Annotated in this window: 15 protein-coding genes and 2 pseudogenes; 9 read left to right on the forward strand and 8 right to left on the reverse strand. The window is 61.5% G+C overall.

Annotated features, from left to right (window positions below; translation table 11 throughout):
* From DOCECA_RS23300 to lptM, 4 genes are read right to left on the reverse strand one after another with little or no spacing between them, the layout of a single operon-like run.
* Nucleotides 1-723 carry a DUF484 family protein gene (locus tag DOCECA_RS23300; protein ID WP_420765150.1) on the reverse strand — a complete coding sequence of 241 codons (723 nt, stop codon included), beginning with the start codon at nucleotides 721-723 and terminating at the stop codon, nucleotides 1-3.
* Nucleotides 724-736: 13 nt separating this feature from the next.
* Entirely contained in the window at nucleotides 737-1,567 is an 831-nt protein-coding gene (dapF, locus tag DOCECA_RS23305) for a diaminopimelate epimerase (RefSeq protein ID WP_420765149.1), read from the reverse strand.
* Nucleotides 1,568-1,571: 4 nt separating this feature from the next.
* Complete coding sequence (lysA, locus tag DOCECA_RS23310) at nucleotides 1,572-2,819, reverse strand: diaminopimelate decarboxylase (RefSeq protein ID WP_434701341.1); 1,248 nt, start codon at nucleotides 2,817-2,819, stop codon at nucleotides 1,572-1,574.
* Between the two features lie 9 nt (nucleotides 2,820-2,828).
* Nucleotides 2,829-2,999: an LPS translocon maturation chaperone LptM gene (gene lptM, locus DOCECA_RS23315; protein WP_033034938.1), complete on the reverse strand. Its 171-nt coding sequence runs from the start codon at nucleotides 2,997-2,999 to the stop codon at nucleotides 2,829-2,831.
* Nucleotides 3,000-3,224: 225 nt separating this feature from the next.
* Here lptM and cyaY point away from each other — a divergent pair, with 225 nt between their 5' ends.
* The 3 genes from cyaY to rnk all read left to right on the forward strand — a co-directional run bounded on the left by cyaY (nucleotide 3,225) and on the right by rnk (nucleotide 4,358).
* Nucleotides 3,225-3,557, forward strand: coding sequence for an iron donor protein CyaY (cyaY, locus tag DOCECA_RS23320; protein ID WP_420765147.1), 333 nt, complete (start codon nucleotides 3,225-3,227; stop codon nucleotides 3,555-3,557).
* Between the two features lie 4 nt (nucleotides 3,558-3,561).
* Nucleotides 3,562-3,780 carry a DUF1289 domain-containing protein gene (locus tag DOCECA_RS23325; protein WP_420765146.1) on the forward strand — a complete coding sequence of 73 codons (219 nt, stop codon included), beginning with the start codon at nucleotides 3,562-3,564 and terminating at the stop codon, nucleotides 3,778-3,780.
* A gap of 167 nt (nucleotides 3,781-3,947) precedes the next feature.
* Entirely contained in the window at nucleotides 3,948-4,358 is a 411-nt protein-coding gene (gene rnk, locus DOCECA_RS23330; protein WP_420765145.1) for a nucleoside diphosphate kinase regulator, read from the forward strand.
* Between the two features lie 8 nt (nucleotides 4,359-4,366).
* On the opposite strand, the gene DOCECA_RS23335 is transcribed toward rnk, so the two are convergent.
* The 3 genes from DOCECA_RS23335 to DOCECA_RS23345 form a co-directional block, all read right to left on the reverse strand.
* Nucleotides 4,367-7,210, reverse strand: a complete 2,844-nt coding sequence (locus tag DOCECA_RS23335; protein WP_445571155.1) for a class I adenylate cyclase — start codon at nucleotides 7,208-7,210, stop codon at nucleotides 4,367-4,369.
* A gap of 178 nt (nucleotides 7,211-7,388) precedes the next feature.
* A complete protein-coding gene (locus tag DOCECA_RS23340; RefSeq protein WP_030129110.1) occupies nucleotides 7,389-7,634 on the reverse strand; it encodes a TIGR02647 family protein in 246 nt (81 codons plus the stop codon).
* A gap of 145 nt (nucleotides 7,635-7,779) precedes the next feature.
* A complete protein-coding gene (locus tag DOCECA_RS23345; RefSeq protein WP_420765143.1) occupies nucleotides 7,780-8,070 on the reverse strand; it encodes a hypothetical protein in 291 nt (96 codons plus the stop codon).
* A gap of 124 nt (nucleotides 8,071-8,194) precedes the next feature.
* Here DOCECA_RS23345 and DOCECA_RS23350 point away from each other — a divergent pair, with 124 nt between their 5' ends.
* Entirely contained in the window at nucleotides 8,195-8,854 is a 660-nt protein-coding gene (locus tag DOCECA_RS23350) for a glutathione S-transferase family protein (RefSeq protein WP_445571156.1), read from the forward strand.
* A gap of 131 nt (nucleotides 8,855-8,985) precedes the next feature.
* Here DOCECA_RS23350 and argH read toward each other — a convergent pair whose 3' ends face one another.
* Nucleotides 8,986-10,380 carry an argininosuccinate lyase gene (gene argH / locus DOCECA_RS23355; RefSeq protein WP_445571157.1) on the reverse strand — a complete coding sequence of 465 codons (1,395 nt, stop codon included), beginning with the start codon at nucleotides 10,378-10,380 and terminating at the stop codon, nucleotides 8,986-8,988.
* On the opposite strand from argH, the gene DOCECA_RS23360 reads away from it, so the two are divergent.
* The 5 genes and pseudogenes from DOCECA_RS23360 to DOCECA_RS23380 form a co-directional block, all read left to right on the forward strand.
* A complete protein-coding gene (locus DOCECA_RS23360) occupies nucleotides 10,379-10,651 on the forward strand; it encodes a hypothetical protein (protein ID WP_434608905.1) in 273 nt (90 codons plus the stop codon). The genes argH and DOCECA_RS23360 overlap by 2 nt on opposite strands.
* A 43-nt stretch (nucleotides 10,652-10,694) precedes the next feature.
* Nucleotides 10,695-10,844 (forward strand): annotated as a pseudogene (locus tag DOCECA_RS23365) (sensor histidine kinase); the annotation flags it as partial.
* Nucleotides 10,841-11,587, forward strand: coding sequence for a LytR/AlgR family response regulator transcription factor (locus DOCECA_RS23370; protein ID WP_420765140.1), 747 nt, complete (start codon nucleotides 10,841-10,843; stop codon nucleotides 11,585-11,587). The pseudogene DOCECA_RS23365 and the gene DOCECA_RS23370, both read left to right, overlap by 4 nt.
* Nucleotides 11,588-11,714: 127 nt before the next feature.
* Nucleotides 11,715-12,656: a hydroxymethylbilane synthase gene (gene hemC / locus DOCECA_RS23375; protein WP_434561665.1), complete on the forward strand. Its 942-nt coding sequence runs from the start codon at nucleotides 11,715-11,717 to the stop codon at nucleotides 12,654-12,656.
* Nucleotides 12,653-13,351 (forward strand): annotated as a pseudogene (locus DOCECA_RS23380) (uroporphyrinogen-III synthase); the annotation flags it as partial. The gene hemC and the pseudogene DOCECA_RS23380, both read left to right, overlap by 4 nt.
* Nucleotides 13,352-13,421: the final 70 nt, after the last annotated feature.

Consider the following 13,421-nt stretch of genomic DNA (forward strand, 5'->3'; position numbering starts at 1 on the left):
TCAGCGTACCGAACGCAGCGAACCGGCAACCCGTGGCAGCACACGGCCGGTCACTTCGGCGATATAGCTCAGGAACAGCGTACCCACCGAGCTCTTGTAGTGCTGCGGATCGCGACTGGCGATGGCCAGCACGCCATGCACGCCTTGGTGGGCGATGGCGACAACGGCGGTGGAGCCGATCTGCTTGCGCTGTTCTTCGCCAAACAGGAAATCCAGCTCATGTTCGCGCAGGCTGCCACTGACGCTTTTGTTTTCGGTAAGCAGCCCGCCAATGGCCGTCTGCGCGTCCGCGTGGGTGACCCAGCGGCCCACCGGCATCGCGTTGTCGCCAAACAGGATCAGGCTGACAAAGGGCACCTGGAAATCCTGGCGCAGGCTGTCTTCGACGCTCATTACCAGGTCTTCAAGAGTACTGGCGTCCATCAGCGCGAGGATCAGCCGACGGGTCTTGTCGAAGAGCCGGTCGTTGTCCCGGGCGACGTCCATCAGGTGCGAGAGGCGATGGCGCATTTCGATGTTGCGCTCACGCAGGATCTTCATCTGGTGCTCGACCAGCGACACGGTATCGCCGCGCCGGTGGGGGATCCGCATCGTTGCAAGCAGGTCTTCATGCTCGACGAAGAAGTCCGGATGCGCCTCCAGGTAGGCGGCCACGGCCGCGGCGTCTGAGGGGCTCGAGGATTCGTCGGGCTGCGGGGCTGGAACCTTTGGCTTGTCGGTCATGGGTTTGGCTCACTCAAAGACGAACTTGTCCTTCGTATACACGTACGGCCGGGCCGGTCATCATCACCGGTTGGCCTGGACCTGCCCATTCGATGGACAGACGCCCGCCGGGCAGGTCGATCAGCAGCGGCGAATCCATCCACCCCTGGCTGATCGCGGCGACGGCGGCGGCGCAGGCGCCCGTGCCGCATGCCTGGGTTTCCCCGGCGCCACGTTCCCATACACGCAGTTGGGCGCGGTGGCGATCGATGACCTGCAAAAAGCCGACGTTGACGCGCGCCGGGAAGCGCGGATGGTTTTCGATCTTTGGTCCCAGGTCGTGTACGGCAGCGCTGTTGATGTCGTCCACGCGCAGTACGGCATGGGGGTTGCCCATGGAGATCGCCGCCAGTTCCACCGCGGTGCCGTCGACGTCCACGGTATAGCTCAGGGCTTGGGCTGGCGCTTGGAATGGGATATCCGCCGGCACCAGGCGCGGGGCGCCCATGTTGACGCCGATCTGGCCGTCACTGCGCACATCCAGTTCGATGATGCCGCTTTTGGTCTCGACGCGAATCTGCCGCTTGGCGGTCAGGCGCTTGTCCAGCACGAAACGGGCGAAACAGCGCGCGCCGTTGCCGCACTGCTCCACTTCCGAACCGTCGGCATTGAAGATCCGGTAGCGGAAATCCACGTCCGGGTTGTTTGGTGCCTCGACGATCAGCAATTGGTCGAAACCGATGCCGGTGTGCCGGTCGCCCCATTGTTTGGCGTGCTTGGGCAGGATATGCGCGTGCTGGCTGACCAGGTCGAGGACCATGAAGTCATTGCCCAGGCCGTGCATCTTGGTAAAACGCAGCAGCATGGTTTTACTCCGGCAGCAGGCTTTCGCCGGCAAACAGTTCGGCTACCGTCTCGCGGCGGCGTACTTCGAATGCCTGATCACCGTCCACCAGCACCTCGGCGCAGCGGCCGCGGGTGTTGTAGTTGGAACTCATGACAAACCCGTAGGCGCCCGCCGAATGAACGGCCAGCAGATCGCCTTCTTCCAGCGCCAACTCCCGGCCCTTGGCAAGGAAGTCGCCGGTTTCGCAGATCGGCCCGACGATGTCGTAGGGGCGGGCCGCGGTATCGCGAGGGCGCACGGCTGTGACGTCCATCCAGGCCTGGTACAGCGCCGGGCGGATCAGGTCATTCATCGCCGCGTCGACGATGGCGAAATCCTTGTGCTCGGTGTGCTTGAGGTACTCGACCTGGGTCAACAGCACGCCGGCGTTAGCGACGATGTAGCGGCCGGGCTCGAACATCAGCGCCAGGTCACGGCCTTCGAGGCGCTCGCGCACGGTCTTGATGTAGTCGGCCACCAGCGGTGGCTCTTCATCGCGATAGCGCACGCCGACACCGCCGCCCAGGTCGATGTGACGCAGGTAGATGCCGCAATCGCCGAGGCGATCGACAAGCGCCAGCAGGCGGTCGAGGGCGTCAATGAACGGTTCCAGGGTGGTCAGTTGCGAGCCGATGTGGCAATCGACGCCCAGCACTTCCAGGTTCGGCAGTTGGGCGGCGCGTACGTACACGTCCTCGGCGTCGGCAATGGCGATGCCGAACTTGTTTTCCTTAAGGCCCGTGGAAATGTACGGGTGGGTGCCGGCGTCGACGTCCGGGTTCACGCGCAGGGAAACCGGCGCACGAACACCCAGTTCGGCGGCGACGACTTGCAGGCGCTCCAGTTCGTCAGTGGATTCGATGTTGAAGCAGTGCACGCCGACTTCCAGGGCGCGACGCATGTCTTCGCGGGTCTTGCCGACGCCGGAGAACACGATTTTGTCGGCACTGCCGCCCGCGGCCAGCACGCGCTCCAGCTCGCCACCGGACACGATGTCGAAGCCTGCGCCCAGGCGCGCCAGGACGTTGAGCACGCCCAGGTTCGAGTTCGCTTTTACAGCGAAGCACACCAGGTGCGGCATGCCTTCGAGGGCATCGGCGAACGTCCGGTACTGGGCTTCGATGTGGGCCCGGGAATAGACGTAGGTCGGCGTGCCGAAACGTTCGGCGATCGCGGACAGGGCAACCCCTTCCGCGAACAGCTCCCCGCCACGGTAGTTAAAAGCGTCCATGGCGGTCCCTTAGTAAGTGGTCTGGGTGTCGTGCGAGTGGGACTTGGATTGCGACGACTTGGCCTGCTCTTCAGGAGACTTGCTGTCATCAGGCAGGTACAGCGGACCTTTTTGACCACAGGCTGTCACAAGGCAGGCAACCGCGACGAGCGCAGCAAGGGAAGAGATCAGGCGCTTCATGGCGAAATCCTTGAAAATGCGTTAATTGCGCCGGAGTATACCGGCCACCCGACAGCTTGCCTATGCAACGGGGCGCCCGTCCGGCGGGCCTTGGGCTCCAGGGGCGTTCATTCGATGGACAATGTTCAGCACCCACGGGCCCTTGGTCGTTATCCTTTGCATTCAGCCGGGCGCGTCCGTATCTTGCGGCGCTTGAGCATGATCAGACATTTTGAGGTTGTCGCAATGAGTTTGACTGAAGCCCGTTTCCACGATCTGGTCGATGAAACCCAGGAAAAGCTGGAGGATATCTTCGACGAGAGCGACCTGGACATCGACCTGGAAATCTCCGCCGGCGTACTGACCGTCAAGTTCGAAAATGGCACCCAGCTGATTTTCAGCCGCCAGGAGCCGTTGCGGCAGTTGTGGCTGGCGGCGGTGTCCGGTGGTTTCCACTTCGACTACGACGAGGAAAGCGAGCGCTGGATGTGTGACAAGAGCGAAGAGCAACTGGGCGAGATGCTCGAGCGCATCGTCAAGCAGCAGGCTGGCGTCGAATTCGATTTCGAAGGTTTGTGATTCCGTGAGCCAGACCGTCCCGGCGCGGCCTCCCAAGCCGCTCTACAGCAATGTCAGCCCGGCCGTGCCGTCGCCGTGCACCAGTGTGTGCAAGCTCGATGAACGCAAGGTCTGCCTGGGTTGTTTCCGGCATGTGGAGGACATACGCGAATGGCGCTCGGCTGATGATGAGCGTCGGCGGTTGATTTGCGCCGAGGCGCTCAAGCGCAAGTCGCTGGTTTAATCGCTGGATTGGCGAGAGCGCTTTTGTGGCGAGAGCCCTTGGGTTGTATATTTTTTGAGCTGTGGTAGTGTCCAGCAACGCCTCAACTCATCGAGGCGCGTGAAAACCCCGTCTTTATGTGGCGGGGTTTTGCTTTTTCGTGCAGAAGAAAGGAGTCTGCCTGAATCATGACCGCACCTTCCATTACCCTTACTCGCTTGGACGTGCAGCGTCTGGAGCGTTTGATCGACAGCCTGGATGAAACGCTTCCCGGCGTGATCGCCTTGCAAACCGAACTGGATCGCGCCGAGAACCTGGTGGGTCACGATGAAGTGCCTGCCGATGTCGTAACCATGAACTCGCGGGTGCACTGTCGCGAGGAAAGCAGCGGCAAGGATTATCACCTGACGCTGGTCTACCCCAAGGATGCCAACGCCGACGAGGGCAAGATTTCGATCCTGGCGCCGGTGGGCAGCGCCTTGCTGGGCTTGAAAGTCGGCCAGCACATCGACTGGCCCGCGCCGGGCGGCAAGACCTTGAAGCTGACATTGCTGGAGGTCGAGTCGCAGCCGGTCAACGGTGGCGACTGCGCATTCTGAAGCCCGCCTCAGACCTGGTTCAGCGCCTCGTTCAGTGCCCGTTCCAGGTCGGCTTTGTAGCGCAGGAACAGGATACTTGGGCTGGCGCCGTCACCCACCAGGCCCGAGAGGTCCAGGTCGGTGATGTAGCAACGATAGCGTTCGGCGTCGCGGCGCTGCCCGACAATTTCCCTGGCGACCACATGAAACAATTGGTCGCCATGCTCCAGTTCCGAAAATTCCCGCTGATCGCAATACAGGGTGACGTGCACTTGTTCGTGCGCCGCTTTGCCGATGATTGCTTGTACGTCATAGAACGGTTTGTTGACCGGCGTCTGCGGCGCCTGTCGTGATTCGACCCTCCGGGCCCGCCCGTTCCCTGAAGGCAGGAGCTGGTAATAGAGCATTTCCAGCGTGACCGGCTGGGCAGCGTCCATCGGTAGCAAGGCATCGCGGCGGTACAGCACCGATTGCAGGAACCGCTGCAGCGGTACCAGCAGGCTCTGTTCGTCGTGATAAGGCAAGCGCTGCTGCCACAAGGCGTTGAGCTCATCGAGCACGTACAGCTCGGCTTCGTCCTCATAGACCCGGTAGAACACCTGGATGCACTCGGGTTGGCCCATGGGCAGGATCAGCGCCACATCGTGATCTTCCAGCGCCATTGAATCCAGGTGCAGCGGGCTATAGGCCGTCAGCTCTTCCCCCAGATAATCCATCAATGCCGACAGGCTGCCCAGCGCCACGTGGCTGACCTGGCCCGGCACCAATTCCAATACGTGGTAGTGCTGCTGGACTTGCAGCAGATAACGGTAATTGAGCTTGCTCAATAGCAGGGTCTGGGTGGTCTCGATGACTTCTTCGACCCGGCGTGCGATGAATTGCGCGCGGTTGTGACAGAAGCACCGGACCTGCAAGCGCGGCTGGCGTTGTATCGCAGGCAAGGCGTTGAGGTAGTCGCGCAAGCAATCGAGCAGGGCATGCTCGCCGTCGAAGCGGTTGACCAGCACTTCATTCCAGCTATTGAGCGTGACCTGGTCGAGGGTCAGCACCAGGTTTTCCCGAACCCCGGCGTAGCTCAGGGAATCGGTGCGCTCGGTGGTCATCAGGATGTTCAGGTCGCGGTGATGCTTGAGTGGGTCGACGCCCACGTTTACCAGAATCAACACTTCACTGGGCACGCTGGCGTGGAGCAACTGTTCTTCGTCGACCGTGGCCAGGGGCAAAGCGATGGCTTGCTGCAAACTGCCCAACAGGTTGAACAGTTCAAACTCGCTCAGGTCGCTTTCGCCGGGGTGCAGCGCCAGACGCGTGCTGCTGTCGATCACACCGTTGCGATGGCACCAGGTGAGTAATTCGAGCAGCTCGCGGCTGCGTTTGATGGGGGCGAAATTTTCCCATTCCAGCGCGTTCAGGCTGCCGTTGTACAAACCCCATTGGTTTTGCCCGGGCTCTTTCTTGTTCGGCGACTGGACCAGGGTCAGGGTGTCTTCCGCCAGGTCCGGGGCAATCCCGGGATTGATGAACTCGACCTTGTCGGCCTTGCGCTCGAAGGCTGCGTACAGCCGGCGACCGAGAACATTGAGGTCGCGCTTGTTGATCAGGCTGACGGTTTTCTCGGTGCGGGCGAACTGGGTCAGGAAGCGATAGCTGTAGGTCAGCTCGTTGACCAGGGCCCGCCGCTCGTTGCTGACTTGGCGCACCTTCCACTGGCTGCGGCTGTCCAGCAGCGCCAGTTGACGTTGGTCCCAGCCCCAATCCCGGGCCAGGCGCTCCAGCAGGTTGCGCTGCCAGCCGCTGCTGCGAGCATGGCCGGTGAGCTTGCGATTGACCTTCAGGTACAGGGCGCGCCGGATCAGTTCCAGACGTTCCGGCTCGCCGCGGGCGATCAGGTATTCCTCGAGGCGGCGATAAACGACCATGTACGGATCCAGCTCATCCAGATCCAGGTGATTGGCGAACACCGCCTGCTTGAAACGCAGGCTCAGGCAGCGGACATCCGGATGTTCGCTGGCGTAGACCTCGGTCAGCAGTAGCTTGAGCACCGACTTGTAGGGCGATTCAATTCCCTTGAATAACTGCCAGAGCCCGGCGCCGATGAATTCTCCCGGCGGGATGTAGGCCAGGTGACCCAAGTCCAGAGTCTCGTCCGCACGAATGAAGCGTTTGGAGATTAGCGTATGGGTGTACTGCTGGTAGTTTTCTTCTTCGTAGACCGGCACCAGCCACCAGATTGGCGTGCGCCCGGCCAGCCAGATCGCGGTGCGATAGAACTCATCCAGCAGCAGATAATGCTGGGTGGTTCCACAGTCGTCGGAGCTGAGCTGATTGTCCCGTTCGCCGCGGACGAATCGCTGCGGGTCGATGAGGAAGAAGTGCGCTTCGGCGCCCTGGGTGGCCGCCCAGGTCTCCAGCAACTGGCATTTCTTTCGCAGTTCGGCCAGTTCGTCGTCGCTCAGGTCCGGGCCATGGCACACCCAAACGTCCATGTCGCTCTGATCGGCCTGGGCCAAGGTGCCGAGACTGCCCATCAGGAACAGGCCGAGGATGGGCCGCGGTGGGTTGCTGCCGTGGCGAGGTTTGTACGAGAACGAGCGAGTCAGCCGCTGGGCCTCGGCGAGGACGTCGGTGTCGGGTTCGTAATTGGACAGCCCGGCCGGTGTGCTGCCCGAGACATAACCGGGCAACAAGGGATGGTTGACATGAAAAAACAGCGGAAGCAGCGTCAACACGCCCTGCTGGCGGGTCGACAGCCCTTCGAGGGCGCGCTCCATTCGGCCGCTGTTGAGCTTGAGGAAACGCGCGCGCAGCTGGCTCAGGACCTTGCGGTCGATTCCCTCGTCCAGATCGGGGCGTATTTCGTGGTTGCGGGTCATGTCAGCTCAAACCGGATCGCGGCGTCGAACGTGGGGAAAAAAACAGGTGATGGCAGGATAGCGCCCGGTTCCTGGAATTCTTGAGCTGGAAAACGCGGTCGAGCCAAGTATTTTTACGGAGGCGCCACGCGCCTGCGGAAATCCCGAGCAGAGGGATTCCCGTGGGCGAGGCGGAAAATCAGGCGGTTTCTTGGACGCTAAGAATCGTCAGGACCGTTTGCACATTCTGTGCGGCATCACGGCCCAGGCTGGTCAGGTAACCGCCATCGGGTTGGGTGATGAGTTCTTTGTCAAACAGGCGTTGGGCAGCGGCGATGGCTTTGGGGGCAGCGGTCTGATGAATTTTCAGGCCTTCCTGGGAACTGTCCAGGTTGAAGAGTGCAAGGATTTCCAGTTCGGCAACCAGCTCAGGGGTAAGCGACATAAGGACTCCAGACTTTCTAGGAATTTGGACGACAGCGTCACTAAGGTGAGCGCACTTGGGCGAGCTGTCCAGTGTCAGAGTCATGGTTTTTTGTCCGGGAACTTTTTCATGGCGAGGGAGCCAGCTACCTCGCCACAAGAACAGCTTAGTTTTTTTCCGGCGGCAACTCGGGCAGGGCGCGCAATGCAGCTTCGTACCACTCGGTATTGAACGGACGGTCTTCTTCGAGGATCGCGTCGATTTCCACCGCCAGTACGTGGGCCATCAGGTTGAGAATTTCTTCACGCTCATAACCCACCAGGGTCAGCTTGTTGAACGTGGCCTTGGCCGCTGGTGGATTGTCGCTTTCGATCTGATTCTCGATGGCCTGGATCAGCGTATTCTCGACGAACTCTTCTTCGTCAATGTCGTTGCCGTTGTCGATGGGCTCGCTCATGGCAGCCTCCTCTGGGAAAAGGCGCCAGTTTACCTGTATTCAGCGGCGTGATGCGCCTGGCGCGAAACACGCCGGCGGTCTATAACCCAAGGCTGCCAACCCCGCACGGCCTGGAGGCTATGGAATGCTCAAGCTTTATGGTTTTTCTGTCAGCAATTATTACAACATGGTCAAGCTGGCTCTCCTGGAGAAGGGAGTGCCCTTCGAAGAAGTCCAGTTCTTTGGCGCCCAGACTCCGGAAGCGCTGGCCATCAGCCCGCGCGGCAAGGTTCCGGTGCTGAAGACCGAGCAGGGTTTCATCAACGAGACCAGCGTGATCCTCGAGTACATCGAGCAAACCCAGCCAGGCAAGGCCTTGCTGCCAACGGACCCGTTCGAGCGCGCCCAGGTATTGGCCTTGTGCCGGGAAATCGAGCTGTACATCGAGCTGCCGGGGCGCGCCTGTTATCCGGAAGCGTTTTTCGGCATGTCGGTGCCCGATGCGATCAAGGAAAAGGCCAGAGGTGAATTGCTGTTGGGGTTCGCTTCGCTCAGCCGGCACGGCAAGTTTTCGCCTTATGTGGCGGGAGAGACGTTCAGCATCGCGGACCTGTATTTCTACTACAGCCTTTCGTTGGTTTTGCAGGTGGGCAGGAAAGTCTTCGACATCGATCTGTTGGCGGACATGCCGGCAGCCAGGAGCTTGATGGAGTTGTTGGAGCAGAATCCGCACGTGCGGCGGATCGCGGCGGATCGGGATGCTGAGATGCCCGCATTTTTGGCGAAGATTGCTGCCAGGAAGTGAAGTTCTAGCGCCTTACAGGTCGCCATCGCGAGCAGGCTCGCTCCCACGGTTAGATCTTCAGTGATCACATATTGTGTGAGCCTGCGCAGATCAAATGTGGGAGCGAGCCTGCTCGCGATGCTTTTGGCTTTTTAGCGGCTGGCAATCAGCGCCTGGCCACGCACCACGGCGGCCTTGACCTGCGCCGGTGCGGTGCCGCCAATGTGATCACGTGCATTGACCGAACCCTCCAAGGTCAGCACGGCGAACACGTCTTGCTCGATCTGGTCGCTGAACTGGCGCAGTTCGTCCAGGCTCATCTCTGCCAGGTCCTTGCCGCTGTCTACGCCATACTTCACGGCATGGCCGACGATTTCATGGCAGTCCCGGAACGGCAGGCCACGGCGCACCAGGTAATCGGCCAGGTCGGTGGCGGTGGAGAAACCGCGCAGGGCCGCTTCGCGCATGACCGCATGCTTGGGCTTGATGGCTGGGATCATGTCGGCGAACGCCCGCAGCGAATCACGCAGGGTGTCGGCAGCGTCGAACAGCGGCTCCTTGTCTTCCTGGTTGTCCTTGTTGTAGGCCAGCGGTTGGCCTTTCATCAGGGTCAGCAGGCCCATCAATGCGCCGAACACCCGGCCGCTCTTGCCGCGTACCAGTTCCGGTACGTCGGGGTTTTTCTTTTGCGGCATGATCGAGCTGCCGGTGCAGAAACGGTCGGGCAAATCGATGAACTGGAACTGCGCGCTGGTCCAGAGCACCAGCTCTTCGGAGAAGCGCGACAAGTGCATCATGGCAATGCTCGCGGCGGCGCAGAATTCGATGGCGAAATCGCGGTCCGAGACATTATCCAGCGAATTGCCACCGACGGTGTCGAAGCCCAGCAACTGGGCGGTGTATTCACGGTCGATCGGGTAGGTGGTGCCGGCCAGCGCGGCGCTGCCCAGGGGCATGCGGTTGGTGCGGTTGCGGCAATCCACCAGGCGCTCGTAGTCACGGCTGAGCATTTCGAACCAGGCCAGCATGTGATGCCCAAACGTTACAGGTTGGGCGGTCTGCAGGTGCGTGAAGCCCGGCATGATGCTCTCGGCCTCGCGCTCGGCTTGTTCCAGCAGACCTTTTTGCAAGCGGGTGATTTCGGCCAGGATCAGGTCGATCTCATCGCGCAGCCACAAGCGGATATCGGTGGCGACCTGGTCGTTGCGGCTGCGGCCGGTGTGCAGTTTCTTGCCGGTCACGCCAATGCGATCGGTCAGGCGCGCTTCGATGTTCATGTGCACGTCTTCGAGGTCAACGCGCCAGTCGAATTGGCCGGCCTCGATCTCGCCCTGGATGGTCTTCAGGCCATCGATGATGCTGTCGCGCTCGGCATCGGTCAGCACGCCGACCTTGGCCAGCATGGTGGCGTGGGCAATCGAGCCCATGATGTCGTGGCGATACAGGCGCTGGTCGAAGTTGACGGAGGCGGTGAAGCGGGCGACGAAAGCGTCGACGGGTTCACTGAAGCGGCCGCCCCAGGACTGATTGGTCTTGTCAGTGCTCATGAATTCGCTCGTGATCGGCTGGAAAAAGATAACGGTTAACGCTGGCCCGGATGATAACAGGGTTGCCGGGGCTGGCGCTGGCACTGCTCGGCAGGTTTTTTACCGTGCGGGTCAACCATTGCACGGGTTTTTTGCACAAGGATATTTTTCGATTGAGCAATATCGTCGTGGCAACCGTCTACAGTGGACGGTAGGTCTTTGCTTTTTCATCCTGGACGCATCGGACGCACCATTAAAGGGGGGTGCTCATATTGGTCAGATCGAGTCTTAACAAACCCTGTGGCGACGCTGTGCGACAACAGGCCTCGAGCATCGGTGGGCAAGCGCTGGTAAAGATCGACAACCGCCTCGCGGCACTTTTTGGCCCTCGGACGAGTCTTAGCGTGGATCGCGGTGACGGATGTCACTTCCCCTGTCTACGCTATCCTTGTGCGAGACTCACGCAGGAATCCAGCGCTATATGAATGTCCTGATCGTTGACGACGAACCACTGGCCCGCGAGGACCTGAGCCGATTGCTCCGTGAACTCGAGGGTTACAGTGTCCTGGAGCCGAGCGCCACCAATGGCGAAGAGGCATTGGCCCTAATCGACAGCCACAAGCCGGATATCGTGCTGCTCGACATTCGCATGCCGGGTCTCGACGGCTTGCAGGTCGCGGCGAAGCTCTGCGAGCGCGAGTCACCTCCGGCGGTGGTGTTTTGCACCACGCGTGACGAGTTTCCTCCCGAGGTATTGCAGACCGGTGCCGTGGGCTATCTGCTCAAGCCAGTGTCCATCCAAGCGCTGGAGGAGGCGTTGCGCAAGGCCGAGCGGCCGAACCGCACGCAGTTGGCGGCGCTCACCCGCCCGGCCGCCGAGAGTGGCAGTGGCCCACGCAGCCACATCAGCGCGCGGACCCGCAAGGGCATCGAATTGATCCCCTTGAACCAAGTGGTTTATTTCATCGCCGACCACAAGTACGTGACCTTGCGTCACGAAAGCGGTGAAGTGTTGCTGGACGAGCCGCTCAAGGCTCTCGAGGATGAGTTCGGCGAGCGGTTCGTGCGTATCCACCGCAACGCCCTGGTGGCCCGCGAACGTATCGAGCGCTTGCAGCGTACGCCGCTGGGGCATTTCCAGCTGTACCTGAAGGGATTGAATGGCGACGCGCTGATCGTCAGTCGGCGGCATGTCGCCGGCGTGCGCAAGATGATGCAGCAGCTCTAGCGCGACGTCCTCGAGCGTTCCGTTTCCAGGATTGGCGGCCAGGGAGGCCGCGACGTCGTGATTCAAGTCAAAGCGGTTTTGGCTGAGCTGTTATTATCTGCCGTATCTTTTAAGTACGGATTGATCCATGTCCCCTCGCGAGATCCGCATCGCCACCCGTAAAAGCGCCTTGGCCCTCTGGCAGGCCGAATACGTCAAAGCCCGCCTCGAAACGGCCCATCCGGGGCTGGTCGTGACGCTGGTGCCCATGGTCAGTCGCGGCGACAAGCTGCTGGACTCGCCACTCTCGAAAATCGGTGGCAAGGGCTTGTTCGTCAAGGAACTGGAAACAGCCTTGCTGGACAATGAAGCCGATATCGCCGTGCATTCAATGAAAGACGTGCCCATGGATTTCCCCGAAGGCCTGGGCCTTTTTTGCATCTGCGAACGGGAAGATCCGCGCGACGCATTCGTCTCAAACGACTTTTCCAGCCTTGACGCGCTGCCCGCCGCGAGTGTGGTGGGCACATCGAGCCTGCGCCGCCAGGCACAGCTGCTGGCCCGTCGCCCTGATCTGCAGATCCGCTTCCTGCGGGGCAACGTCAACACGCGCCTGGCCAAGCTCGACGCCGGCGAGTACGACGCGATCATCCTCGCCGCAGCGGGCCTGATCCGTCTGGGTTTCGAAGAACGCATCACCTCGGCCATCAGCGTCGATGACAGCCTGCCGGCCGGAGGGCAGGGGGCGGTGGGCATTGAATGCCGCAGCGCCGACAGCGAGATTCACGCTCTGCTGGCGCCGCTGCACCATGAAGACACGGCTATCCGAGTCTTCGCCGAGCGGGCACTCAACAAGCATTTGAACGGCGGCTGCCAGGTGCCGATCGCCTGCTACGCCGTCCTTGAAGGTGAGCAGGTCTGGTTGCGGGGCCTGGTGGGCGATCCGAGTGGCGGCCAACTGCTCGCCGCCGAGGCCCGGGCGCCGCGTCGCGATGCCGAGGCGTTGGGCGTGCGCGTCGCCGAGGACCTGTTGAGCCAAGGCGCCGACGATATTCTCAAGAAAGTCTACGGCGAGGCCGGCGACGCGTGACGGGATGGCGGCTGCTACTGACCCGGCCGGCGGACGAGTCGTCTGCGTTGGCGGCCGTTCTGGCGCAGGCGGGCATCCATAGCAGCGCCATGCCGCTGCTGGATATCACGCCGGTCCCCCTGTCCGAGTCCGAGCGAGACAAGTTCCAGGCTCTGGATCGGTACAGCGCGGTGATCGTCGTCAGCAAGCCTGCGGCACGCTTGGCCGTGGAGTTGCTGCGTCAATACTGGCCGCGCCTTCCAGAGCAACCCTGGTTCAGCGTAGGCGCCGCGACCGGGCAAATTCTGGCCGATGCCGGCCTCCGCGTTTTTTACCCCGAAAACGGTGACGACAGCGAAGCCCTGCTTGAGCTGGCGGCGTTGCGCCAGGCTATCGACCGGCCTGACGCACGTGTCTTGATCGTGCGTGGCGAGGGTGGGCGCGGTTTGCTGGCAGAGCGTTTGCGAGAGCAAGGTGCTAGTGTCGACTACCTGGAGTTGTACCGTCGCGGCTTGCCGCACTACGGCGAAGGCGAGTTGCCAGCGAAGGTCGAGGCGGAACGCTTGAACGCGCTGGTGGTCAGCAGTGGGCAGAGCTTCGAGCATCTGCACCGGCTGGCCGGTGACGCGTGGCCCGCCCTGGCGCGGCTACCCTTGTTTGTTCCAAGCCCCAGGGTCGCCGAGATGGCGCGTGCCGCCGGGGCCAGGACAGTTGTGGATTGTCGTGGCGCCAGTGCCGCGGCTTTGCTGGCGGCTTTACGGGAACAGTCCGTGCCGTTTTCTAATG

Source organism: Pseudomonas sp. E102 (assembly GCF_052660185.1).